The following is a 23,516-nucleotide window of genomic DNA, read 5'->3' as shown; positions in this document are numbered from 1 at the left end:
CCCTTCATCCAGATGCCGGACAATCTCGATCCGACGATCTCCACTCATTACCTTCCAGTCTCATTCCATGCCCATAACTTCCGTCACTCATTACGCGTCTCGTTAACGCCGCACGAGTATCGAACACCGTTCTTCGCTCGGCCCACAGGCCCACGCAATCGTAACCGTTTAGTACGTGTTTTGCATAACTTATGGTGTGGCAACGCGCAAGACTATCTCTATCCGCGACGACCAAGAGGAGTGGATTCAGGAGAACCATCTGAGTCTTTCTTCGTTCGTCCAAGAGAAACTTGACGAACACATCGAAGAACGTGATAGTTGACCGATGAACTATAACTACAGGTATCGACTTCGACCGTCCAACGCTCTCGCAGAACAGTTAGCGTGGACTGTCGATACCTGTAGACAGGTCTACAACCACTTCCTTCACCGCCTCAATCGAACCGACGACACCTCGGCATATTCCGAGCAAGAGCAACTTCCCGACCTGAAAAAGTGGTGGAACGACCTAAACCAAGTCCACTCAAAGGTTCTCCAGAAAGTCGTCCAACGACTGTACGACAACCTTTCAACGCTTCGCGGTCGCAAAAAGAACGGCTACCACGTCGGGACGCTCAACTGGAAGGCACTGGGCGAGTATCGTAGTTTCACCTACAGTCAATCCGGCTTCAAGCTCAAAAACACGAGCGGTCGGACAACACTGTGGCTCTCGAAACTCGGTGAAATCCCGCTCACCTTCCACCGCGACCTGCCCGACAATGCCGACATTAAGACCGTCACCATCAAGCAGGAACCCACCGGCAAGTGGTACGCTATCCTCGGCGTCGAAACCCCCGAGGAGTCGCCGGAAAAACCCGAGAATCCCGAGAAGTGCGTTGGTATCGACGTGGGGATTCTCAAGTACGCCCACGACACCGACGAAACCGCCGTCGAATCTCTCGACCTATCCGACGAACGTGACCGCTTGGAAAGCGCACAACGCGACCTCTCGCGGAAGGAACACGGCTCAAGGAATTGGGAGAAACAACGGCAGGCCGTGGCCGAACGACACGCCGACCTCAAACGAAAGCGACGAGACTTCCTTCACAAACTCTCGAACTACTACGCCCGAGAATATGAACTCGTGGCCGTGGAGGACTTGGACGCGAAGGGGTTGGTCGAACTACCGGGTAACTCTCGAAACCGTGCTGGCGCGGCGTGGGGGACGTTCCTCTCTATGCTCGAATACAAATGTGAGCGCGAGGGAACGTACTTCGTCGCCGTGAATCCGCGCGGGACGACCAAAGAGTGTGCGTCCTGCGGCGTTTCGACTGAAAAACCGCTGTGGGTGCGGGAACACAGTTGTCCCTCGTGTGGGTTTGAGGCGAACAGGGACGCGAACGCGGCGTGGAACATTCTTTCTCGCGGTCTTGAAGATGTAGGAGTGGTTCACTCCGAACGAACGCCTGTGGAGACTGCGCTCCCTACGGATACCCGTTCGGTGTCTGCAAAGCGCGTCGTGGAAGCAGGAAGCCCCACCCTCAAGCGCGAGCCGTTAGGCGAGCGGTAGGGTGGGGTAGTTCACATCGAACGGGCACTCGCGGACCTGGAAGCCGACACCGCGCTGTACGTCGGCGATTCGAACGTCGACCTCGAAGCGGCCCACCGCGCAGGTGTCGACTCGGCGTTCGTCCGGCGACCGCACCGCGAGGGGTACGACCTGCATCGGGACCCGACCCACGAGGTGTCGACGCTGTCGGCGCTGTCCGAGTCGCTCCAGCGGGCCGGCGGCCATCGGGGGGTTTGATACCGCCGGCTGTAACTCCGTGACGAGATCACGTCATCGAAGGGCGGATCCCGGCCGAGAGCTATAGTAGCCATTGAAGATCAATGCACACCCGATCGCACGACAGTAGTGCGATCGATGTGTACATAGTTGCGATGTTCACTACATCGCCGGTGGTATCGGAGCCCGCGATAGCCCGCGACCGCAACACGTTCGTCGATACGATCGGTCGCCTCCCGGCTCTCAGGACGGTCCGTCTCCTCCTCGGCGTTCGGTCCGAACACGCGTGACGTATCCACCACACGAGCAGCGCCCCTCCTCGGCGAGTCCGGCGACAGAACCCATAGACCGGAGTTCCGAGTAGAGATACGTCGACGGGTGGCCGTGTTCGCCGTGAGTGATGAGGTCGACGAACTGACCGTCCCTGGTCTGTTCGACGGCGTCGATCGACTCCTCGACGACGAGCGACCGGTCGGTCGCGTGCGCATCGGTCTCCAGGTTGGCGGCCCACGGCCGGTGGTGGGTCCGTATCGTGACCGGCTCGCGGCTCTCGTATGTCTCCACCACGATCAATCGTCCCCCCTGCCGACGACACGGCCGTCCGTTCCGCGGATTCTCGGGGACGAAGCGGTATCGAGAAGCGAGCCGATCGCATCGAGTTCGCGGTGGTGTCGCCGTTCGATCGCCCGTTCGTCTACGAGCGCGCTGGGGGCGTCCGACGGCGGTTCGAACGCCGTTTCGATTCCGAGACGGGCGCGGCCACCCGTTTTGTCCACCAGATACCGCGTACGCATGGTCTCGAGCGGTCCGGCGACGTGTCTGTATGCGAGGACGGCCTCGTCGTCACGGACTATTTCGATCGTCAGCGTACGCCCGCCGACCGCGCTCCACCCCGATACCTCGAGGTGGACGCCGTCACGTCGCGTCTCGAACCCGGCGGCATCGAGGAATAACTCGACGTTCGCGAGGACACCCCGTAGACCGGGGACGGAGGCGTCGAATCCGCTGACGGTCCTGACTGTTCGCATACGCCAGTCTATCGGACGGAACACCGAATAAGCTGAGACGAATATATCCGCAAGAACGGTTAGGCTCGCCCGGGTGAACCACGGTATGAGGGGGGCTTTATGCCCGTTTCCGGGCGATCATCGTCGTCTATTCGGCGGAGATCACGTCGTCGATGCGGGCGATCATCGTCGCCGACTCGGTCGCCGACTCGACGGCCTCGCGCTTGACCGCGGCGGGGTCGAGGATGCCGTATTCGATGGGGTCTCCGACGTTGCCGGATTGGCCCTCGCTGATGAGGCCCGCACGGCCCTCGGAGTCGTACGTCGAACGGAGTTCGACCAGGGCGTCGATGGGGTCCATGCCGGTGTTCTCGGCGAGCGTTCGCGGCAACACGTCGACGGCGTCCGCGAAGGCCTCGATGGCGAGCTGTTTGCGCCCCTCGACGCTCGCGACGCTGGTCCGGATGTGGTCCGTGATCGCAATCTCGGTCGCGCCGGCACCGGGGACGACGCCGCCGGCGTCGAGCGCCGCGGTAACGACGTCGAGGGCGTCCTCGAGGGCACGTTCGAGTTCGTCGGCGACGTGTTCGGTGCCGCCGCGGGCGAAGACGGTGACGGTCTCGGCCGCCGCGCCGCCCTCGATGAACGCGAGGTCGTCGTCGCCGAAGGACTCGACGCGGACGGTCTCGGCGTTGCCGAGGTCGTCGGCCTCGAAGTCACTCAGCGTGCCGATCGTCCGAGCGCCGGTCGCACGAGCGATCGAGCCGGCCTCGTCGTCGTCGACGGAGTCGAACACCAGGACGTCCTCCTTGGCGAGATACGAGGCGACGAGATCGTCGACGTCGCCCGTGACGAACGCGACGTCGACGCCGGCGTCGGCCACCGTCTCGGCGTAGCCGCGGAGTTCGGACTCCTCGGCCTCGATGGCGGCGTTGAGCTGATCGACGTTGGTGATGTCGTACTCGGCGTCGATCTCGGCTTCGCGGACCTCGAGATCGACGTCGAGGACCCCGATCGAAGCGTCCTCGACGGTCGTCGGCATGTCCTCGTGGAGCGGCTCTTCTTCGCTTATGACGCCCTGAACGAGTTCGGTCGCCGAGGCACCGGCCCCGGTCTGGGTCCGGATCGTGATCGCATCGCGGTCGATGCCCGTCTCGCCTTCGACCTGTTGGACCGCGGCGACGATCGTTTCGGCGAGGGCGGCGGCGTCGATATCGCCGGTTCCCTTGCCGGTCATCGACGACTCGGCGACCGCGGTGAGCGTCTCGTGGTCGAGTTCGTCGGTGAGCGTGACGTCCACGATCGCTTCGACGGCGAGTTGGGCGGCCTCTTGATACCCCTCGACGATGGTCGTCGGGTGGATATCGTCGTCGATGAGGTCCTCGGCCTGCGCCAGCAGTTGTCCCGCGAGGACGGAGGCGGTCGTCGTGCCGTCGCCGACCTCCTCTTCTTGGGTCTCGGCGACCTCGACGATCATCTGAGCCGCCGGATGCTCGATGTCCATCTCCTGGAGGATGGTCGCGCCGTCGTTCGTGATGACGACGTCGCCCGAATCGGAGACGAGCATCTTGTCCATTCCACGCGGTCCCAGCGTCGTACGTACCGACTCGCTGACGGCCTTTCCGGCCGTGATGTTCGACGACTGGGCGTCCTTGCCACGGGTCCGTTCCGTGTCCTCGTTGAGAATGAAAAGCGGCTGTCCGCGCCGCTGACGCATTTGCTGTGACATGTTCAGTTGGTATGTCGTCAGCGGTTCTATATAAAACTACCGTATCGATCGGACGACGGGGATACGTTCGGGGGGTGGATTTCGGTGGGTTTTTACCGTCGGTCGTGGACCGCCACCGCCCGGTCGGTGCGCGTCGACAGCCCGTGTGGGTTCCGGCGGGGACGCCGGTCGGTGTACCGAGCCCGGAGTCCGTCGGCGTACCCACGGAAGCCGCCGATGACGACGTCGCGACCGCTGCCGAACCAGGTGGTCGGCTTGGCGTCGCCGCGGAGGACGTCCCGAAGCGTACCGACCGCGTCCGCGCCCGCGTGTTTGAGCGTTCGGATCGGGACGGTCGGGTGTATCCCGTGATTCTTTGCCATCCGGTAGGACAGCGATCGATACCGGGCCCGCCACTCACGCGCCGCCGTACCGCCGTCGGCGACCGCCTTCCGCGAAACACACATGCGACTCGACCAGGTGACGTCGGATCCGACCCCGGCGATCCGATGTGCGGCGTCGCGGGCCCCGCCGACGTCGAGATACTCGTCGAACCCGTCGATCGCCGTCGCGAGCTCCCTCGTGAACGCGACGTTGCCGCCGTTGAAGTAGGTGACCGTCCGATCGCGGATCCGTCTGGACTCGGCGGTATCGGTCGCTACGCCGGCGTCGAGCCGCTCGTGTGTCGGTCCGGTGACGGCGTCCGCACCCGAGAGCCCCTCCCTCGCGGAGTCGAGCCATCCGGACTCGACCGCCACCGTCGGCGCGACGAAGCCGACCGCGTCGCCGCGGATCCGATCCAGCCCGGCGTTTCGGGCGACGTTGACGTTCCGCTCGTCGATCTCGACGAGTACGTCGACGTCCGGACGATCCCGGACCATCCCGCTCGTGCCGTCGGTAGACGGTCCGTTGACCACGACGATCTCGTGGGGGGCTTCGGCGGCGATCGAATCGAGACAGCCCCGAAGCTCGTCGCGGTCGTTCAACGTCGGGACCACTACCGAGATATCCATATAAAACATAGCGGGTCCGACGGGCAAAAGTTTCGTGCTTGCCGGCCGCTATCTCGGATCAGCGAGAGGCCCCTCTCTGACCCGCGTGTCCCAATACGAGACCGAGGCGAGTCGATCGCCGATCGAGGTCCCGCCGAGCGCCGCATCGGCCGCGCGGAACGGCCGGGCGACCCATCCCGGGATCGCCCGATAGAACCCGTATGGAAGGACGAAATCGTGCTTCACATTGGCGAGTTCGAGGTCAGCATCGACGACGAGCTGTCTGGCCTCTCGCCCGGAGTACAGCCGGGACCCCATCGGAAGCGCCCAGTTGTAGAGCGACCGGGTGGAATATCGGTCGAACGTGTCGAAAAACACCTGCTCCTTTGCGACCCGGCGCATCTCCCGTATGAACCCCTCGGGGTCGGGGGCGAGATGGAAAAACCGCATCGCAAACACCGAATCGAAATGGTCGTCCGGGAACGGTAACCGCCCGGCGTCACCCTGCATGAACGATAGCGACTCCGTGACGCCGGCCGAACGGGCCTTCCGTCGTCCCTGTTCTAACATCGCCTCGGAGATGTCCATCCCGACGATGTCCGCACCGCGGCCGGCCAACAGCACGGTGAACCGGCCGGTACCGCAGGCGACTTCGAGGATCCGTCTGTCCTCGACTGGGCCGAGGGCGTCCAACACCGCCTCCTTTTCGCGCCGATCGATGAAGCGTCCGCCGCCGGAGAACCGCTTGTCCTCGTACGCCTCCGCGACGTCGTTTTCTTGATACCACTCCTGTCCCTTCACACTAGTCGAGTCGACCGGCCTAGGGCATAAAAGGATGTGGATACCGCGAAACACGGCACACCGACGCGGTCGCCGGATCCGGCTGTCGAACCCCGCGCCGGCCGGGCTCGGGGGCCGTTCGGCCGTCGAATATAAGGTATCCTTACACACACTTAATTATCTGTATTATATTGTCACACATATAGCGAACATTTACGGGTACGTTTGGATCACATCGTGATATGAGCACCACCACGGAGGAACGCTCACGCCAGGCCGAATCGCCACTCGCCGATCCGGAGTTCCGCGAAACGCTCCGGGAACTCCCCCCGAGCGCGAAACTCATCGCGAAAGTCCTTGAGGACACGCGCCCGCTCTCGCAGGGACAACTCGCCGAGGAGTCGTTGCTGCCCGATCGGACGGTCCGCTACGCGCTCAACCGTCTCGAAGAGGAGTCCCTCCTCGAATCGCGGTACTCCTTTCAGGACGCGCGAAAGCAGGTCTACTTCCTCGTCACGTAACCGTTCTATCACGGGGTCCGCCGCGTCTCCGGATCGCGTGGTCCCCTACTTCGGGCCACCGAACCCGACCCGCTGTGCGTCGTTTCGTGCCCGGTCGGCGGCCGCATCGACGTCGAAGGAGGCGACGACCTCGCCGCCACGGACGAGGGGTTCGAGCAGCGACTCGGCGCCGGTCGGCGGATCGGCGTCCGCCAGGCCGACGTGGTGGCCACCATCCGGCGTCCGATAGACCGATTTCTTGCCCGGAAGTTTGCCCCGTTTCGCCGTCAACTCGCCGTCGACCTCGACGATGTCGAGGGCGAAGTCGACGGCGTCGGCGCTCGTGACGTAGCTCCCGACGCCGAACCCGTCGGCGACGTCTCTGAGTTCCCGGATCGTCTCGGGGGTGATCCCGCCGCTCACGAAGACGTCGACGTCGTCGTGGTCGGCGGCATCGAGCTTCCAGCGGGTCTCACGGACGATGTGTCTGAAGTCGCCGCGTCGGGAGCCGGTGGTATCGAGTCGGACGCTGTCGAAGCCCAGTTCCGCGGCCCGAACCGCCTCGTCGACCTCGTCGTCGTAGGTGTCACACAGCGCGATACGCGGCACGTCGGGGGCGACGGCCTCGTCGAAGGCCCGCCAGGCGTCTTCCTGATTGCCCGGCCCGAAACACAGCATCAACGCGTGCGGAATCGTACCCGAGGCGGTCCGATCCATGAGGTCGCCGGCGGCGACGTGTGAGAAGCCGTCGAACCCCGCCAGGAGGGCGCTCCTGTCGACCGTGCCCGCGATCGACGGGTGGACGTGTCTGGCCCCGAAGCTCAAAAGCGACGTCTCGGGGGCCGCCCGCCGGGCCCGCAAGGCGGCCGTCGCCATCGCGGACGGCTGCGAGAGAAACCCGAGCAACGACGTTTCGAGCCGTGCGAACTCGAGATACGGGCCCTGAATCCGCATGACCGGGCCGCCGTCGAACAGCGTTCCCTCGGGAAGCGCGTCGACGGCCACGTCCAGCCCCTCGAGCAGTCGGGCGGCGTCTTTCACCCCCGCGAACAACTCGAAATCCCCCGTCGGAAACTGATCGGCGGTCACCTCCGCGACGACGTTCGGGTTCTTTCCGGCGTGCTCCAGTGCCTCCTCGGTCCGCAGAAAGTACGCGTCCGTCGCCCGCCCCTCGCGAATGGCGGCCTCGGGAACGATATCGAACATACCGATTCCTCACGTGGCAGTTCAAAAAAGCTACGCTTCTCGTTCGCCCCCACCGGAGGGATCGGGGTCTGGATCGGTGACGGCGGCGAGTAGGGCGTCCTCGTCGATCTCGAGGCCCTGTCTTCGGAAGAAGGCCGCGACGTTGTAACAGTCCCGTTCGAGGAACTCACGGCTGTTCGGGTGATGGACCGTGACGGCCTGGCCGAGGTCGAGCAGACAGAGTTCGCCCTCGTGGACGACGACGTTGTACTCCGAGAGGTCGCCGTGGATCAACCCGGCGCTGTAGAGCCGCCGCATGTACTCGCGGACGACCTCGAAGGCCGTCCGGGGGTTCTCGACGTCGACCTCGTTGAGTCGCTTCGCCCGTTGGTCCTCCCCGCCGAGGTACTCCATCACGAGGACGTTTCGCTCGATGGCGATGGGCTCCGGCACCCGAACGCCGGCGTTTCGGGCCCGATTGAGGTTTGCGAACTCCTTTTTGGTCCACGCGACGACGACCTTCTTTTTGTCCGAGCCGATCCCCTCGAAGCGCGGATCGCCGTCGAGGTACTCACGCATCTGCCGGAAGTCGGAGGCGTTGATCCGATAGACTTTGACCGCCACCTCGCCGTCGGGGGCCAACGCGGTGTAGACGTTGGCCTCCTTTCCGGTCGAGATCGGGCCGCCGAAGGCGTCGATGTGGCCGTCCTGGACGAGTTTATACAGCGCACCGAGCGTCGCGTCGTCGAACACCGACGCCTCGACCTTGAGCCGTTCGGTGTTTTTGATCCGCTTTCGGAACTCGAGGAACTCCCGGTCTTGTCTGCGGGCGATGCGGTCGGCCTCCGTATCGGCGACGTCGATGTCCTCCCACTCGTCGCCGACGGCCCCGTCCTCCCCCGCTTCGAGCAGGCCGTACTCCTCGTTCATTCGCCGACGATAGGGTCTGGCGACTGAAAGCATCACCGGTCCAACCGACGTCACGACCCTCGAGAAATAACCCCCGGCTTCAGCGTAGGGCCGACGTCAACGGTCTTCGATGGGCGTGACCGTCCGATCCTCCGGGCCGACGTACCGGGCGCGGGGCCGGATGAGCCGGTTGTCGTCGTACTGTTCGAGGACGTGGGCGATCCAGCCGCCGACGCGGCTCATCGCGAAGATGGGGGTGTAGATATCGACGGGGATGCCCATCTGGTAGTACGTCGATGCCGAGTAGAAGTCGACGTTCGGCGCGAGGCCTTTCTCGTCCGTGAGATACTCCTCGATCGCGGCCGAGTAATCGTGCCAGCGTGGCGTTCCGGCGGCCTCGCCGAGGGCCTCCGATTTCTGCGAGAGGATCTTCGCCCGGGGGTCTTTGACGTTGTAGACACGGTGGCCGAATCCGGGGACGCGATCGCCCGACTCGAGTCGGTCCTCGACCCACTCGATGGGGTCCTTGCCGGAACTATCGAGATCGAGCAGCGTCTCCATAACGTCCTGGTTTGCGCCGCCGTGGAGGCTCCCCGAGAGCGTGCCGACTGCCGACGTGACCGAGGCATGGAGATCGGCGAGCGTGGACGCCGTCACCGTCGCCGAGAACGTCGAGGCGTTCAGACCGTGGTCGGCGTGCAACACGAGTGCCATGTCGAACGTCTCCGCGAGGACCTCGTCCGGCTCCTCGCCGTTGAGCATGTACAGGAAGTTGCTTGCGTGATCGAGGTCCTCCCGGGGAGCGATCGGATCGTCGCCGTCGCGGATGCGCGAGAAGGCCGCCAGCGCGGTAGGGATCTTCGCCGTGATTCGGCGACCCTTACGGAGGTTCGCCGCCTGGTCGGTCGGTTCCGATCCGACGTCGGGGTCGTACGCCGAGAGGTTCGAGACGATGGTCCGAAGCGCCGCCATCGGCTCCTCGTCGGCCTCGGCGAGCTCCCGGACGAGCCTGTGGACGCCGTCGTCGAGCCCGCGTTCCTCGGCCATCGACGCGCTGAATTCCGCGAGCTCATCGGCCGTCGGCAGCTGGCCGTGCCACAGCAGGTACAGGACCTCCTCGAAGCTTGCGTTCCGGGCGAGATCATCGATCGTGTAGCCGCGATACACCAGCTCTCCGGCGTCACCATCGATGAAACTCAACGACGATTCAGCAACCAGAACACCCTCCAGCCCTTTTTTGAGCTCCTCGGTCATGTGATATCGGTTCCTATGCACAGGAGAAAAGGGTTATCGTTTGCATGAACGATTGTTACCATTTCGGGGACTTCGGGACGGAACCCCCGCCCCTCTCGTGTGAGGAATGTCAACATTTTCGAGAACCGCCCGGCGGATCTGTGACGGAAATACGGACGGCTATCAGTAGGCCTAATAGTCGCCACCCTTCGAATAGGAGTAATGACGACCCTCGGTACCGCGAGCGCATCGCCCGGAGAGATGGATATCGGGCGACTCCCGGTCGGCGAAGCACGCGATGGCTCCGAAGTCGGACTTCCGGTCGCGGTCATCAACGGCCGCCGCGACGGCAAGACGCTCTTCGTGCAGGCGGTCTCCGACGGGGACGAACTCAACGGACTGGGGGTTATCCGCCGGCTCGTTCCGCAGCTCGATCCCGAGGAGATCGCGGGTGAACTGCTCATCGTCGGGATCGCCAACTACTACGGGTTCCTCGTGGGCGAACACCGGAACCCGATCGACGATACCAAACTCAACCGAACCTTCCCGGGCGACGACTCCGGGACGGCCTCGGAGCGGATCGCCGACGCGATCTTCGGGGCCGTGACCCGCGCGGATCTCGCACTCGACCTCCATCAGGGGTCGACGTCGTGTATGATAAACGAGACACGGGTCCGGTGTGGCACCAGACACCGGCTCCACCGCGACTGTCTCGAACTCGCGAAGGTGTTCGGCTGTGGCTACATTCTCGATCTGAAAGGCCCGGACGGGCAACTCGCACGCGCCGGTCCCGACGAGGGCGTTCCCACGATCGATCCCGAGTTGGGCGGCGCGGTCGGGTGGGACGAGACGTCGATACGAAAGGGCGTCAAGGGCGTCTTCAACGTCCTCTATCACTACGGATTCCTCGACGGCGAGATCACGACCGCACCACAGACCCGGGCGTCGAATTTCGAACAGTACGGCTCACCCGCTGGCGGCCTCGTCAGCTTCGAGTCCGACCTCGGTGACGACGTCGAACGCGGCGACACGCTCTTTACTATCACCGACCCGTTCGGCACGGTCAAAGCGAAGATAACCGCCGACTCCAGCGGCGTCCTCTGGCGACACCGGCGGCTCCCCCAGGTCGCGACCGGCGAGTACGTCTGCTCCGTCGGGACGAACGTCGACGAGTATTGACCGTGAGATCGGGGCGAGCGGTCGCCATCCGGCGAACGTTCAAATACGAATACGCGGCCACCCAGCCGTGTGAGCTGACGAACGGCCGGCGGCCGATCGAGGCCGTAGCGTGAGACGTCGCCGCCGGTAACCGCGGTCTCGCCTGTTTGCCCCATTGAACGCCGCAGCCGGCGGTCACCGCTCCGGGTGTGTCGCCGCATCGAAGCCACCCCTGAGGAGCGGCTTGGCGATGTGTCGCCGCGCCCGCGGGGGGACTTCATACCAGCCGACGTCGAGGTCGCGCTCGATCCGGCGGCGACGCTTTCCCGTGGCCGACGTATCACAGTCCCGACAGCGATATCCCTGCCCGCTGCCCGCGGATTCCATCGTTCGGCCACACCCGGAGCAGACCGGCGTCGCCGGTTCGGTCGCGACGAGCTCGCGGGCCGCGAACTTCTCGAGTTTCAGCGTCCCGCTGCTCACCTCGCCGCAGACGGTGAGCGTGTCGCCGACGCGGAGCCCGCGGACCCGATCGCGGAACCGCTTGGTCGGTTCGAAGGCGACGCACTCGATGGCCCGATTTCCGTCGCCGAATTCGAAGAAGACGTGGCCCCCACGGCGCGTTTCGGGGGCGGTGAGGACGGTCCCGTCGAGCCGGTAGGCGTAGCCGTCACGGACGTCACCGACCACCCCGTCCCGGAGGTGACCGTCGGTGCCTTGATTCGTCACGAACGTCCTGGCACGGTCGACCGGCTCCCCCTCGATGTGCTCGGCGACGGCCCGACAGGCCACCGGATCGTCCCCACGGATACCGTAGAGGACCGGCCCCGGCGTCCGCGGGACACAGACGACCTCTCCGGTTCCGCGGTCGACGGTGTCCCAGATCGTCGGGGCGTACGCGTCCGCGGCCGCGAAAACACTCTCGGGGTCGACCGTCCGCTCCGTTCCCCACCGCGTCGGCTCCCGATAGGTGATCCGCTCGTAGGTCCACTCCCCGAGCGCCCGCCAGGCTCCGACGGCGGCGAGCGCGCCGATGAGCCCACGCCCGTTCTTCCAGCCGTGGTGTCGGTAGCCGACCCGATCGACGAGGGATCGCGCGGCGCTCCGAGCGAGGTGGTCGTCGACCGCCTCCCGTGCGAAGTCGGCGACCGACTCCGGAACGCGGCCGGGGTCGCCCGGGGCGACGACGAGGCCAGGGTTGGTCCGATCGTCGCCCGCTTTCGCGACCTCGTCGATGGTGCGGCGTGCGACGTCGAACGCCACGTTTGCCGACGCATCGGTGTGGAGCGCAAGCGCCGCGTTTCCCCGCGTTTTGTGCTCGACGGCGGGGTTACAGCGGATCAAGAGCGACCGGTCGACGGACGCACCGCGGCGCTCGAGTCGCCGCGCGACCGTGTCGGCGGCGTAGGTCGTACACATCCCCCGTTCACGGGAGTCCGTATCATCGATCCCGACGGTTGTCACGGCCTCTAGTACGCTCCCCGGGGCTAACGCCGTTTCGATCCGCCGATCCGTCTCCCGGGTCGCCGAGCCGATATCCGGGGACGGTAGGGGGAAACTGATTTAACCAGGGAAACACCTATATATCTCTATGTCCCGATCCGCACTGGTCGGCAATATCACCGCGATGCTCGAGGACGCTGGGTTTACGGTGAGTGACCGGTGTGCGATTCGACCCAAAAGCTTCGACATCGCGGCACGGCGAGGCGACGACGTGCTCCTGTTGAAACTGCTCGCGAACATCGACGCCTTCGACGGCTACACCGGAGCCGAGATGCGCCGGCTCGGCGAGTACCTCGATGCGACGCCACTCGTCATCGGTCTCCGAACGCGCGATGAGGAACTCGACCCGGGTGTCGTCTACTTCAGACACGGCGTCCCAGTGTTCTCCCCGGACACGGCGATGGACCTGTTCATCGAGGAGGTACCGCCGTTGATCTATGCGGCCCCCGGCGGGCTGTACGTCAACATCGACGGTGACCTGCTCTCGGAGATCCGTTCGGAACAGGAGATGTCGCTCGGCAAACTGGCGAACGAACTCGGTGTCTCCCGACGGACGGTCTCGAAGTACGAGGACGGCATGAACGCGAGCGTCGACGTCGCGGCCGAACTGGAGGACATCTTCGATCAGCCGCTTGCGAGCCCCGTGGACGTGTTAGAGGGTGCGGAGGACGTCCACGAGCGGGGCGACGATCCCGAAGAACCGGAAGCCGACCCCGACGATGCACACATCGTGACGGTGCTCACCCGTGTTGGCTTCGAGGTCCACCCCACGTCGCGGGCCCCCTTCAAGACGGTCAGCGAGGACGAGTCCCGCGAGCGACGGATGCTCACCGGCCACTCGAAGTTCACCCGAACAGCCGAAAAGCGTGCCCGGATCATGTCCTCGGTCGGCCGGGTAACGGAGACCAGGTCGGTCTACGTCGTCGACCACGCCAAACGGGAGTCGGTCGACGGAACCGCACTCATCGAGCGCGAGGAGTTCGAACGCATCGACGATCCCGAGGAACTCGAGAACTTGATTCGCGACCGTGGCGAACTCGGGGCCTGATATAGTAGAGATCGGAACTATGTACACATCGATCGCACGGCCGCCGTGCGGTCGAGTGTGTCTTGTCTTCCGATCTCTACTATAGGTACGGCGCAACGTCGGTGTGCGTCCGCGACGCATCGTACCCGGATACGGCGGGGGATGCGACTCACTGTACTCAAAACCCACAGTCGATCCGATCGCACACCGACGGCACTCCAGGTTTTTATCGTAGGCCACCGATGGCTCGATCGATGCAACCCGACTTCGAGGACATGACGGTCGGCCGAACCTACGAGATCGACGGCAGCTACGACGTGACGGACTCGGAAATAAAACGCTTCGCCGAACAGTACGACCCACAGCCGTTTCACCTCGACGAGGACGCCGCGGCCGAGTCGATGTTCGGCTCGCTCGCAGCGTCGGGATGGCACACCGCCTCGATGTGTATGCGCTTGCTCGTCGAGGGGTTTCTGGATCCCGAATCGTCGATGGGGGGCAAAGGGATCGACGAGCTCCGGTGGCTACAGCCCGTCTACCCCGGCGATACGCTTCGGATCGAAGTCGAGGTGCTCGAAAAACGGGTCTCCGAAAGCCGTCCGGCAATCGGACACGTCCGGACGAAACTCGTCGGCTACAACCAAGACGGAGAGGCGGTCATCGAGTGGACCGCACGGACGATGCACCGCCGTCGGGATCACGAGCACGGCCGAGAGGGGGGTCACGGCAAAGAGTAATTACATTTAATTACGTCACGCTGGAATCGGGGGGCGTGAGCGAGATACTGACGCCGAAAGCGGCGTGGTACGACGGTCTGCTGGCGGCGATGCCCGCATCCGTCGCGGGCGGGGCTGCGGTCGGGTGGCTGTCGGGCCTTCCGACGTTTGCGGGGTTGGGTATCGGCGGGATCGTCGCTGCACTCCTCGTTTCCATCTCGCTTTTCGTCGTTCCGCCGGCCTGACGCGATGCGTATCGACGCGAATACGGGGGCTCACAGGCCGTAGAGCCGGACCGACCAGAAAGCCGCGAAAGCCGCCGAAAGCGCCGCTTCCGGCTTGCCGCTCGCGTCGACAGCCGCCCTCACGTCGGCATCGAACTCGTCGATCAGCCGCCGATCGCCGACGACGTAGTGTCGGTCCGCATCCACCGATGCTAACGCGTCCGAACAGCGATCGACGTGGTCGGCGATCTGCTCATCGCGGAGTCGCTCGAAGCGTGCCTGTGAGAAGCCGCCCTTCGAGTGATCGCTTTTGACCCGGCTCTCGAAGCCCTCGTAGGAGACGCGTTCGTTGCCCTCGTAGACGCCGACCGCGAAGACGTCCGAGCGCACCAGCGCTAGCGCGAATCGCCCGGACGGGCGGAACCACGCGCGCTCGACCCGCGGCGCTGAAGCCCACTCGAGAAACGGGTCGGGGGCTACCGGCGGCCGGAGTGCAGCGGCGAGGACACCAGCATCGTCGGTACAGACCACACACGGGGCCGCACGCCCGATGAGGAGTGCCCGGTCTCCGAGAAGCTCCCGTAGCTCCGAAGGGGGGTCGTCCTCGACATACGCGGTAAGTACGGTTTCAGGGCCTCCCTCGAAGGAGCCGAGGCGGTCGATGACCGCATCCGCGCGATCACCGCGGAGCGTCTCCTCGCGTCTGAATCCGACGTCCGTCGCCCCGGTATCGGTTTCGTCGGCCGCTTCGAGCCGCCCCTCGAGGTCGGCGATCCGGTCCTCCAGACGGTTGATACGCTCCTCGGCGGCCTGCTTGGCGCTGACCGCATCCGATCGACGTTCGCTTTCGGCTTCGAGCCGGGCTTCGAGCCGGTCGCGACGCTCCTCGAGCGCATCGATTCGCTCTTTCAGTTCGGTCCGGCCGAGGAGGTCATCGAGCATCGCCGGACCGACGGTCGCCGTGGATTAAAACCCCGCGGGACCGTCCGTGCCGAACCCGAGCAGCTGTCGGGCGCGGTCGGCCTTGGCGAGGAACACTTCCCGGAGCGTCGGCGGGTTGTCGGTTCCGGTCGCCGGGATGGTCGTTTCTGGGAGGGCAACCGTCCGACCGGGGACGTCATCGGCTCCGTGGACCGCGAGGTGTGTCGAACCGATCTTCATCACGAGCGGCTCGTCGTTGGACTCATAGAGCTGCTCCGTAACCCGTTCGTGGTGCTCACGATTGATCACAGCGCGGTCGCCGCCGTAGGGCTCGACGTAGAGTCGGCCCAGGTAGTACCCGCTTGAGAACTGTTCGAACATGCAGTCATGGTATTGTTAGACACTGCCATACATAAGCGTTACCCGGAAGCGGTTCCCCAGCCACTCGGGGACGTCGAGGCTTCGAGCCCACGAGCGGCCATCATCGGACAACATAAACGGTTTCGAGCGGTCTCAGCGCGTCCGACGGCGTAGATAAACGGTTCAAACAGTACGGGGGTTTTTATCCGATATCGGGCACATCCTCACATAATGAATCGAGACACCAGTATCCGAATGCTGGTCGCACTCGCTGGTCTCGGAGTGCTCGTCCTGTCCGGAACCGCGGCCGGAACCGCCGGAGCGATCGAAGGAGAACACAACACTACGCAGGGATCGGACGGTGTCTCGCTCGGCACGGAAATCTCGTCGTTCATGCAGGCGAGCAGTGCCGAGACCGCTGGGGACGTCGAGGACGGACGGTTCAACGCGGCGATGAACCGCACCGACGACGAAGGTGAGCGCAGAGAGCGACTCGAGGAGCACCAAGCACGGCTCGAGGAACGCAACGAGCGGTTGCGTACCCAGCGTGCACAACTGGGGGAGACCCCGGACGTACGGAACCGGTCGATCGCGACGCGGATCGCGGTCGGCGCTTCGGAGGTCGAACAGTCGATCAACGAAACGAGAAGCGCCGCCGACGGATCCGGTCTCGAGACCGAACGGTTAGATGAGATACGGACGAACGCACGGACGATGAAAGGCCCCGACGTCGCCGAGTTGGCGGGGGAACTCGCGGGGCCGCCAAGCGACGTACCCGGACTCCAGGAGCCACCGGAAAGCGGGCCGGATGGAGTGTCTGGGGGGCGGTCCGATCGGACGCCGGAGGAGACGCCCGGACCGGATGGGGTGCCGGGCGGCCGGTCCGATCGGACGCCGGAGGAGACGCCCGGACCGGATGGGGTGCCGGGCGGCCGGTCCGGTGAATCACGAGACGGTGGATCGGACCGGGAATGGGACGATCGACCGGGCGAGCCGTCTTCCGATACAACGGCGGAGAACGGAACCGATCCCGCCGAAACGGACGATACCGATACGCCGGATCCGTCTTCACCCGAACCACCGGCCGAAAACGCGATGCCGGCCGACACACGCGACGCCAACCGGAGCGGGCCATCGGAGCGGAATTCCTCCGATTCAGCCTCCGATCAAGGAAACGAAAAATCGCCCGACGACCCGGATACCGGTGACGGTTCGGGAGGCGGCCCGGACACATCCACCTCCGACGACGGTTCTGGATCCGGGGACGACGGGGGAAAATCATCGGACGGTGGCTCCGAAGGCAACGCCGGGCCCGGTCCATCCGAGGGGGCTTCCGGGGAATCGGATGCCGGGAGGGGGCGTTGAGTACGGCCCCCGCTCTCGTCCCGCGGCGACGTCTCGAAACGCGACCCCGACTGCTGCCGCGAGGATTTATATACTGAGACGGGACCAGACTCCCCATGCCACCGAAGGGCCGGTTCAGCGCGGACACGCGGGGTATCGAAGGACTACCAGTCAGACTCGTCATCGCCCTGGTCGTCGGGGTAGCGAGTCTCTCGGTCATGATGAACATGCTGTCCGGGATCTCGGGTCTCGCGGTCACCGAACTGGATACACAGCCCGAACCGGAGGTGATCGGGCCGGGCGATCACGACGTCGAAATCGCCGTCGTCGATCCGGACGGCCATACGGTTTCGGACGCGACGGTCATCGCCCGTGGTGGCTCGGCGCGTCTCGGTGGCGTTGAGACGGCGACGACCGACGAGGACGGGGTCGCGGCGTTCGAGTTCTCCGCCGAACTGCGCCCGAATCAGCGGGACGGAACCGTGGAGTTCGATATCAAGCCGCCGGCGGGGGACGAGTACACTGACAAGCGAGAGAACACGGCGGTTCTCGTCGTCGCCGAATGAGCGCGGTCAGATCCGGTCCCAGTCGATCCACGTCTGCTCCCACCCCTTCCGGCGCTCGGCGGCACGGCGGGCGTGCTCGCGATCCTCGCGGCGGGTTCGGTTTCGCTCGATCGTGTCGGCCTGCTCGCCGTCGACGAGCATCGGGTGGAACGCGACGGTTCCGTGCTCGGTCCGGCCGTCGTCTCCGATCGCGACGAGCGTCTGAGTCGCACCTCCAAGCGGCATGACCAACCGACCTCCCGGTGTTAACTGATCGAGGAGGGCTCCGGGCGGCTCGATCGCGGCGGCTTCGAGCAGGATTCGATCGTAGGGGGCATACTCGGCGAGGCCGCGGGCCCCGTCACGACAGTCGACGAGCACCCCCGGATAGCCGGCCGACGAGAGGTTCGACCGGGCGTCGTAGACGAGCCGACGGGCGATGTCGATCCCGTGGACGTTGGCCTGGTCGGTGAGTTCGGCGAGCACGGCGGCGGTGTAGCCGACGCCGGCCCCGACCACGAGGATGGTATCGTCCGGCCGAGGGGTGAGGGCCTCGAACAGCCGTCCGGCCGCACTCGGCGATAGCACGCGTGTTCCGAGCCGCTCGAACGAACGATCCGCGTAGGCCGCTGCGTCGTCGTCAACGAACGGCTCACGGGGGACACTCCGCATGGCGACGCTCACTCGCTCCGATCGAACGACGGCCTTGGCGTCGTGTTCGAGGCTGTCGACCATGTCGTCCCGGAGCACCGCGGGATCCATACCTCGGCTCCGTGCCGGAGCCTCTTGAATCGCGCGGCGCAGGTGGGATAGGGTTGGCCGTCCGGTGCGGGTGGGGGGCCGACCGTCCGGTGCGGGTCGGGAATCGACCGTCCGGTGCGGGGGGCGTACCCCTATCGGCCGTCGCCGCCTTCCATCGGCACGAACAGGACTCCGCCGTGGGTCTGTCGATCGAGGCCGTCCTCGGTATTAGTGGCCTCGACGAGCGTCTGGGTCGTCGTTCCGATCGGGGCGACGATCCGGCCTCCCACGCGGAGTTGCGCCCTGACGGCCTCCGGGATCTCGGGGGCGGCGCAGGTGAGGTATAGTAGAGATCGGAAGACAAGACACACTCGATCGCACGGCGGCAGTACGATCGATGTGTACATAGTTGCGATGTCTACTATACTGACGGACAAAAGAATGTACACACGACGCACGAGGATCACGCCGCTCGACGGAGCGAACGGCGGATCACTCGTGAGTCGGTTTCATTTGATTTCGTCCACCAGTATATATGCTCCGTCGTAGGGGGCATACTCCGGCCAGCCGTTCCAGCCGTCGCCGGTTCGGACGCTGATCCCGCCGTAGCCGAGTCGGTCCAGCCGGCGGCGAGCCTCGGTGGCCAGGCTTCCGACATACTCGACGGTGTAGACGTTCTCGCTTCCGACGATCTCGGCGGTCACGGCCGCGTGGTACCCACAGCCGGCCCCGACCGAAGGGCCTCGATCGTGGCCGACCGTTCGATCCGGTCGGCAGCGGCGAGCGAGTCGACCAACCGCTCGCGGGCCTTCTTGAAGCGGCCGCTGTCCCCGTCCTCGGTGATCCTGTCGTCCGAATCACACCCGAACATCGTTTCGCTCCTACCAGCCGGACCACGCCCGAGCCTGTGCGTCCTCGTCGCGGGCGTAGAGCCGTTTGACGTCCTTTGCGAGGACCGAATCCCCCTCGAAGTCGTAGTCCTCGCGCTCGTAGTCGGTCGCGTCCTCGCGGATGAGGATCCGCTCGACGCTGAACTCCTCGCCGCCGTACTCGTGGGTCCGCCCGATGACGAACGACTCGTCGCCCGGAACCTGGATTCGAACGCTTCTGCTCTCGTCGTGCGTTCCCTCTTTGGGATGCAGCGTCAGGTTGACCGAAACGTTGCCGACGGCGCGGGCCCAGATCGTCTCGACGTCGGCCACGTCGGCCCCGTCGGATCGGGAGCCGTCGGTCCCCTCGAGGGAGGTGATGCGGGCGGTCAAGATCGCCTCGTCGGTTTCGACGAGGAACTCGTCGCCGACGACGAGGCGCTCTTCGGGCGGAATCTCGACGACGGCATCGATCGACTCCCCGTCCTGGGAGACGACGACCCGACGTTCGATCGTCGTCTCCTCCTCCAGTGTCGTCTTGTGGACGTGGTCGCATTCGCTGCACCTGACGGTGACGCCACCGCCGCGGTTCAGTACCTCGTGGATGGTCTCGGTGGCCGGCGAACAGGACGGACACCGGACCGCAACGCGCTGTTGGCTCATTGTACGGGATTGACCGTCCGGACGTATAAGCGCGTGGCTCCGAAGCGCTTCGGTTATTCCTCGGGCGTCGGTACGTCGATCGCCTCGCCGTCGACGTACACCGTCGGTTCCTTGAGGATACCGTCCATGTGGATCGGGGCCTCGGTATCGCCGCCGATGCCCGCATCGTCGCCGAAGGCGATGTGAACCGTCCCGGCCGCCTTCTCGTCCAAGAGGACGCTTCCGACGAGGTCGGTCACGCCGAGGTTCGTGCCGATCCCGAGTTCCGCCAGGTTGTACGCCGCATCGCCGGCCTCCTCGGCGGCCGCCTCGGCCTCCGACCGGAGGGCGTCGTCGGAGATGTCCGTGAGCTGGCCGTCTTCGACCTCGATCGTGACGGTGTGACCCTCCCCGAGCAGGCCGTGCGGGCGGATCGTCCCGTCGACGACGTAGGTTCCGGTCGCCGATTCGGGGCTTATGAACACCTCACCCGCGGGCAGGTTCGAGAAGGAGCCGGCCTCGTGGACGATCCCGGTGTCGTCGTTCCAGGGCCGCTCGCCGAGGTCAAAGGTGATGTCGGTCCCCTGTGGCGATGTCACGCGGATCTCGTCGGCACCCGAAACGGCGTCGAGCATCGCCGCACACTCGTCGGCGATCGCCTCGTAGTCGGCGTCGAGTCCGACGGTGAACACCTCCTCGGTGATCCCGGGAAGCGTCGCGCCGCGGGCACCGCCCGCCGTCGCCTCCGAACGCGCGCGGGTGTGCGTGATGCTCTTCGTCGTCGGCGCGAGGAAACAGTCGGCTCCCGCGATGGCGGCGGCGACCGGATCCGGGGGCTCTGCGCCGTGTTGTGGCCCCGGCGGATATCGGACGATGGTACAGTCGTCGGTCGCTTCGAGCGCGGCGGCGTAGATCGCCTCGCCGATCGGTTCGCGCGTGTCGTCGGTGACGACGACACACGTCTCGCCCGCATCGAGCGCGAGACACTGCCCGACCGCCGTCCGAGCCGCATTCGCAACGGCTTCGGGGTCCTCGATGTCGATGGCGTCGGTTTCGGCCATAACGGTCGGTTGGAACGGCGGCCGCAAAGACGTTCCCCTCCGAGAGGACGTCCGGGGGACGTTTCCGTCCGGCCCGCCGCTTCGGACCCGACGGGCGGGGAGAGAAACGGTTATTCCGATGGGATCACCACCGGTAGACATGAGCGTTCAAGTCGCGGTCAACGGCTACGGAACCATCGGCAAACGGGTCGCGGACGCCGTGACGCTCCAGCCGGACATGGAACTGATCGGCGTCGGTAAGACCCGACCCAACCACGAGGCCGAGTTGGCCGTCGAGAACGGCTACCCGCTGTATGCCGCCATCGAGGACCGGGTCGACCTGTTCGAGGATGCCGGAATCGATCTCGCCGGCACCGTCGAGGAGATGGTCGAGGCGGCGGACGTCGTCGTCGACGCCTGTCCCTCGGGGATCGGCGCGGAGAACAAATCGCTCTATGAGGCCTACGACACCCCGGCGCTGTACCAGGGTGGCGAGGACGCGGACCTCGTCGATACGTCGTTCAACGCCCGCGGAAACTTCGAGGACGCTGCCGGGGCCGACCACGTCCGGGTCGTCTCCTGTAACACGACTGGACTCTCGCGGCTGCTTGCTCCCCTTCAGGAGACCTACGGCGTCGAGAAGGCCCGCATCACGCTGGTCCGCCGCGGCGGTGACCCCGCACAGTCGGGGCGCGGCCCTATCAACGACATCCTGCCGAACCCGATCGGCCTGCCCTCACATCATGGCCCCGACGTGAACACGATCTTTCCGGGGATCGACATCGACACGCTCGGCCTGAAAGTGCCCGCGACGCTCATGCACACCCACTCGGTGAACGTGACGCTGGAGGCGACACCCGACGCCGACGAGGTCCGGGAGCTACTCGACGGACAAACACGGACGTTCTTGATCCCCGAGGGATCCGGTATCGACGGTGCCGGCGCGATCAAGGAGTTCGCGATGGACCGAAACCGCCCCCGTGCGGACGTCTGGGAGAACTGTATCTGGGGGGAGTCGGTCTCGATGGAGGGATCGGACCTGTATCTGTTCCAGGCGATCCACCAAGAATCCGACGTCGTCCCGGAAAACGTCGACGCGATCCGGGCGACCCTCGGGACGGCCGACGCCACCGAATCGATCGAGCGGACGAACGAGACGATGGGAATCGGGTTCTGATACGCGGCGGACAGCCGGCAGTATGAGACTGCTGGTCACCGTTATAGCCGCGAAAAAACGGACACGCACCCTTCCTCCGGGGGGCCGGCCCTCGCCTTCAACGGAGCAGGTGGGGTAGCTGACAAGTGACACTGACAGAAGGCTTTTGAACGTATCCGCCGTAGCGTACGTATGCGCCGAGATGACCGCGACGATCCGTTCGACGACATCTTCAACGAGATAGAGCGGATGATGGACGGTATGGGTGGTAGCCTCGATGCCGCCGATGCCGGTTTCGGCGGTGACGCCCACGTATCGGTCTATGAGACCGACGAGGAGGTCCGCGTCGTCGCGGACCTGCCCGGCGTCGAAAAGGAGTCCCTCCGGATCAAGTGTGATGGCCGACACGTCACTATTTCGGCGTCGACGGCGGCCAGCGAGTACGAAGAGCGGATCGAACTACCGGCCCGTGTCGACGAGCACTCCGCATCGGCGTCGTTCAACAACGGTGTCCTCGAGATCACGCTCGAGCGCACCGGCAGTTCGGCGAACATCGATCTGTCCTGACGACGGGGAGTTACCCCTGACGGCGACGAAACGCGACCCGTCGATGGCCGGCGTGATCGCCCGCGGGGAACGGCATCACCCGTCGACGCTCACACTTCCCTCGAGGACGGTCACGAGCGTGATCGCACGATTGGTCGCCCGGTACATCTTCCAGCGGCCGTCCTTGCGCCCCTCCACCAGCCCCGCGTCGACGAGCCCTGAGAGCGCGTGGCTGAGGCCGCTTTCGGTCACGTCGACGACGGCGTTCAGTTCACAGACGCAGAGTTCCTCGCCCGCGGCGACGAGAACCCGAACGAGCGTGTAGCGGGTCTCGTTGGCGAGCGCCGAGAGTACGTCGAGTTCGGCCTCGCCCCGTCCGGTTCCGAACGCCGCCTCGAGCGTGCCGAGTTCATCCAGCCGTCGGTCGACGTCCTCGGTGCGGCACTCGCCGAGTTCGTCGTCGAGGTAGCGACGAAGCCGCTCCGTTGCTTGTGACATCGTACGTTCGTTGAGTAGATATTCAATTAATACTTCCGATCACGAACGAACCGACAACAGCCGGAACAGCCACGCTTTCGCCCTCAAGCGGCTCTAGGCCACCATTCAGCCGTTTTCGTGCCACAAGATCGCCCTATCCGGACGTAC

General features: G+C 65.1%; 27 protein-coding genes and 3 pseudogenes. 12 read left to right on the top strand and 18 right to left on the bottom strand.

Annotated features, from left to right (window positions below; all coding sequences use genetic code 11):
* Nucleotides 1-196 precede the first annotated feature (196 nt).
* The 3 genes and pseudogenes from HZR14_RS14345 to HZR14_RS04955 form a co-directional block, all read left to right on the top strand.
* Nucleotides 197-322, top strand: coding sequence for a hypothetical protein (locus tag HZR14_RS14345; protein ID WP_255479171.1), 126 nt, complete (start codon nt 197-199; stop codon nt 320-322).
* A gap of 3 nt (nt 323-325) precedes the next feature.
* Entirely contained in the window at nt 326-1,549 is a 1,224-nt protein-coding gene (locus tag HZR14_RS04960) for an RNA-guided endonuclease InsQ/TnpB family protein (protein WP_181691757.1), read from the top strand.
* A 12-nt stretch (nt 1,550-1,561) separates the two neighbouring features.
* Nucleotides 1,562-1,786 (top strand): annotated as a pseudogene (locus HZR14_RS04955) (HAD family hydrolase); the annotation flags it as partial.
* 222 nt (nt 1,787-2,008) lie between these two features.
* Here HZR14_RS04955 and HZR14_RS04950 read toward each other — a convergent pair.
* The 5 genes from HZR14_RS04950 to HZR14_RS04930 form a co-directional block, all read right to left on the bottom strand.
* Complete coding sequence (locus tag HZR14_RS04950; protein ID WP_370464952.1) at nt 2,009-2,332, bottom strand: CGCGG family putative rSAM-modified RiPP protein; 324 nt, start codon at nt 2,330-2,332, stop codon at nt 2,009-2,011.
* A 2-nt stretch (nt 2,333-2,334) separates the two neighbouring features.
* The gene (locus HZR14_RS04945; RefSeq protein ID WP_181691756.1) at nt 2,335-2,793 is read right to left on the bottom strand and encodes a hypothetical protein; all 459 of its coding nucleotides are present in this window, start codon (nt 2,791-2,793) and stop codon (nt 2,335-2,337) included.
* A gap of 127 nt (nt 2,794-2,920) precedes the next feature.
* A complete protein-coding gene (gene thsA, locus HZR14_RS04940) occupies nt 2,921-4,501 on the bottom strand; it encodes a thermosome subunit alpha (RefSeq protein WP_181691755.1) in 1,581 nt (526 codons plus the stop codon).
* A gap of 92 nt (nt 4,502-4,593) precedes the next feature.
* The gene (locus tag HZR14_RS04935; RefSeq protein ID WP_181691754.1) at nt 4,594-5,493 is read right to left on the bottom strand and encodes a glycosyltransferase family 2 protein; all 900 of its coding nucleotides are present in this window, start codon (nt 5,491-5,493) and stop codon (nt 4,594-4,596) included.
* A gap of 48 nt (nt 5,494-5,541) precedes the next feature.
* Nucleotides 5,542-6,273 (bottom strand): class I SAM-dependent methyltransferase, encoded by a 732-nt coding sequence (locus HZR14_RS04930; RefSeq protein ID WP_181691753.1) that lies wholly within the window; start codon nt 6,271-6,273, stop codon nt 5,542-5,544.
* Between the two features lie 221 nt (nt 6,274-6,494).
* Between HZR14_RS04930 and HZR14_RS04925 the strand changes: the two genes are divergently transcribed.
* The gene (locus HZR14_RS04925) at nt 6,495-6,773 is read left to right on the top strand and encodes a MarR family transcriptional regulator (protein WP_181691752.1); all 279 of its coding nucleotides are present in this window, start codon (nt 6,495-6,497) and stop codon (nt 6,771-6,773) included.
* A gap of 45 nt (nt 6,774-6,818) precedes the next feature.
* Here the strand turns inward: HZR14_RS04925 and HZR14_RS04920 are convergent, their stop codons facing one another.
* The 3 genes from HZR14_RS04920 to citZ all read right to left on the bottom strand — a co-directional run bounded on the left by HZR14_RS04920 (nt 6,819) and on the right by citZ (nt 10,100).
* Entirely contained in the window at nt 6,819-7,958 is a 1,140-nt protein-coding gene (locus HZR14_RS04920) for a nicotinate phosphoribosyltransferase (RefSeq protein ID WP_181691751.1), read from the bottom strand.
* A 30-nt stretch (nt 7,959-7,988) separates the two neighbouring features.
* Nucleotides 7,989-8,867 (bottom strand): serine/threonine-protein kinase Rio1, encoded by an 879-nt coding sequence (gene rio1 / locus HZR14_RS04915; RefSeq protein WP_181691750.1) that lies wholly within the window; start codon nt 8,865-8,867, stop codon nt 7,989-7,991.
* Between the two features lie 96 nt (nt 8,868-8,963).
* Complete coding sequence (citZ, locus tag HZR14_RS04910; protein ID WP_181691749.1) at nt 8,964-10,100, bottom strand: citrate synthase; 1,137 nt, start codon at nt 10,098-10,100, stop codon at nt 8,964-8,966.
* Between the two features lie 201 nt (nt 10,101-10,301).
* On the opposite strand from citZ, the gene HZR14_RS04905 reads away from it, so the two are divergent.
* Nucleotides 10,302-11,258 (top strand): succinylglutamate desuccinylase/aspartoacylase family protein, encoded by a 957-nt coding sequence (locus HZR14_RS04905; protein ID WP_181691748.1) that lies wholly within the window; start codon nt 10,302-10,304, stop codon nt 11,256-11,258.
* A 174-nt stretch (nt 11,259-11,432) separates the two neighbouring features.
* Here the strand turns inward: HZR14_RS04905 and HZR14_RS04900 are convergent, their stop codons facing one another.
* On the bottom strand, nt 11,433-12,701 hold the full coding sequence (locus HZR14_RS04900; protein WP_181691747.1) for a TiaS agmantine-binding domain-containing protein: 1,269 nt from the start codon (nt 12,699-12,701) through the stop codon (nt 11,433-11,435).
* Between the two features lie 127 nt (nt 12,702-12,828).
* Between HZR14_RS04900 and HZR14_RS04895 the strand changes: the two genes are divergently transcribed.
* The 3 genes from HZR14_RS04895 (at nt 12,829) to HZR14_RS04885 (ending at nt 14,728) form a co-directional block, all read left to right on the top strand.
* Nucleotides 12,829-13,788, top strand: coding sequence for a transcriptional regulator (locus HZR14_RS04895; RefSeq protein ID WP_181691746.1), 960 nt, complete (start codon nt 12,829-12,831; stop codon nt 13,786-13,788).
* A gap of 233 nt (nt 13,789-14,021) precedes the next feature.
* Nucleotides 14,022-14,504, top strand: a complete 483-nt coding sequence (locus HZR14_RS04890) for a MaoC family dehydratase (protein WP_181691745.1) — start codon at nt 14,022-14,024, stop codon at nt 14,502-14,504.
* A 35-nt stretch (nt 14,505-14,539) separates the two neighbouring features.
* Entirely contained in the window at nt 14,540-14,728 is a 189-nt protein-coding gene (locus tag HZR14_RS04885; protein WP_181691744.1) for a DUF8015 family protein, read from the top strand.
* Between the two features lie 30 nt (nt 14,729-14,758).
* Here HZR14_RS04885 and HZR14_RS04880 read toward each other — a convergent pair whose 3' ends face one another.
* Both HZR14_RS04880 and HZR14_RS04875 read right to left on the bottom strand, forming a co-directional pair.
* Nucleotides 14,759-15,649 carry a Vms1/Ankzf1 family peptidyl-tRNA hydrolase gene (locus tag HZR14_RS04880; RefSeq protein WP_181691743.1) on the bottom strand — a complete coding sequence of 297 codons (891 nt, stop codon included), beginning with the start codon at nt 15,647-15,649 and terminating at the stop codon, nt 14,759-14,761.
* 24 nt (nt 15,650-15,673) lie between these two features.
* Nucleotides 15,674-16,009, bottom strand: coding sequence for a DUF5802 family protein (locus tag HZR14_RS04875; RefSeq protein WP_181691742.1), 336 nt, complete (start codon nt 16,007-16,009; stop codon nt 15,674-15,676).
* A 210-nt stretch (nt 16,010-16,219) separates the two neighbouring features.
* Here HZR14_RS04875 and HZR14_RS04870 point away from each other — a divergent pair, with 210 nt between their 5' ends.
* Both HZR14_RS04870 and HZR14_RS04865 read left to right on the top strand, forming a co-directional pair.
* Complete coding sequence (locus HZR14_RS04870) at nt 16,220-17,353, top strand: hypothetical protein (RefSeq protein WP_181691741.1); 1,134 nt, start codon at nt 16,220-16,222, stop codon at nt 17,351-17,353.
* 95 nt (nt 17,354-17,448) lie between these two features.
* On the top strand, nt 17,449-17,898 hold the full coding sequence (locus tag HZR14_RS04865; RefSeq protein ID WP_181691740.1) for a DUF7382 domain-containing protein: 450 nt from the start codon (nt 17,449-17,451) through the stop codon (nt 17,896-17,898).
* 6 nt (nt 17,899-17,904) lie between these two features.
* On the opposite strand, the gene HZR14_RS04860 is transcribed toward HZR14_RS04865, so the two are convergent.
* The 6 genes and pseudogenes from HZR14_RS04860 to HZR14_RS04835 all read right to left on the bottom strand — a co-directional run bounded on the left by HZR14_RS04860 (nt 17,905) and on the right by HZR14_RS04835 (nt 21,190).
* Entirely contained in the window at nt 17,905-18,639 is a 735-nt protein-coding gene (locus HZR14_RS04860) for a protein-L-isoaspartate O-methyltransferase family protein (RefSeq protein WP_181691739.1), read from the bottom strand.
* A gap of 131 nt (nt 18,640-18,770) precedes the next feature.
* Nucleotides 18,771-18,962 (bottom strand): annotated as a pseudogene (locus HZR14_RS04855) (protein-L-isoaspartate O-methyltransferase); the annotation flags it as partial.
* A 189-nt stretch (nt 18,963-19,151) separates the two neighbouring features.
* A pseudogene (locus HZR14_RS04850) lies at nt 19,152-19,352 on the bottom strand (protein-L-isoaspartate O-methyltransferase family protein); the annotation flags it as partial.
* Entirely contained in the window at nt 19,319-19,489 is a 171-nt protein-coding gene (locus HZR14_RS04845) for a hypothetical protein (RefSeq protein WP_181691736.1), read from the bottom strand. The gene HZR14_RS04845 and the pseudogene HZR14_RS04850, both read right to left, overlap by 34 nt.
* 10 nt (nt 19,490-19,499) lie before the next feature.
* On the bottom strand, nt 19,500-20,150 hold the full coding sequence (locus HZR14_RS04840) for an HVO_0476 family zinc finger protein (protein WP_181691735.1): 651 nt from the start codon (nt 20,148-20,150) through the stop codon (nt 19,500-19,502).
* A gap of 53 nt (nt 20,151-20,203) precedes the next feature.
* Nucleotides 20,204-21,190 (bottom strand): aminopeptidase, encoded by a 987-nt coding sequence (locus HZR14_RS04835; RefSeq protein ID WP_181691734.1) that lies wholly within the window; start codon nt 21,188-21,190, stop codon nt 20,204-20,206.
* A 139-nt stretch (nt 21,191-21,329) separates the two neighbouring features.
* On the opposite strand from HZR14_RS04835, the gene HZR14_RS04830 reads away from it, so the two are divergent.
* Nucleotides 21,330-22,346 carry a type II glyceraldehyde-3-phosphate dehydrogenase gene (locus HZR14_RS04830; protein WP_181691733.1) on the top strand — a complete coding sequence of 339 codons (1,017 nt, stop codon included), beginning with the start codon at nt 21,330-21,332 and terminating at the stop codon, nt 22,344-22,346.
* A 171-nt stretch (nt 22,347-22,517) separates the two neighbouring features.
* Complete coding sequence (locus tag HZR14_RS04825; protein ID WP_181691732.1) at nt 22,518-22,892, top strand: Hsp20/alpha crystallin family protein; 375 nt, start codon at nt 22,518-22,520, stop codon at nt 22,890-22,892.
* 75 nt (nt 22,893-22,967) lie between these two features.
* On the opposite strand, the gene HZR14_RS04820 is transcribed toward HZR14_RS04825, so the two are convergent.
* Complete coding sequence (locus HZR14_RS04820) at nt 22,968-23,369, bottom strand: ArsR/SmtB family transcription factor (RefSeq protein WP_181691731.1); 402 nt, start codon at nt 23,367-23,369, stop codon at nt 22,968-22,970.
* Nucleotides 23,370-23,516 lie beyond the last annotated feature (147 nt).

Origin of the sequence: Natronomonas salinimetallica (genome assembly GCF_013839515.1) — an archaeon.
Classification (GTDB): Archaea; Halobacteriota; Halobacteria; order Halobacteriales; family Haloarculaceae; genus Natronomonas.
The sequence above is the reverse complement of the archived record's forward strand: the minus strand, read 5'-3'. Positions and strand labels throughout refer to the sequence as shown.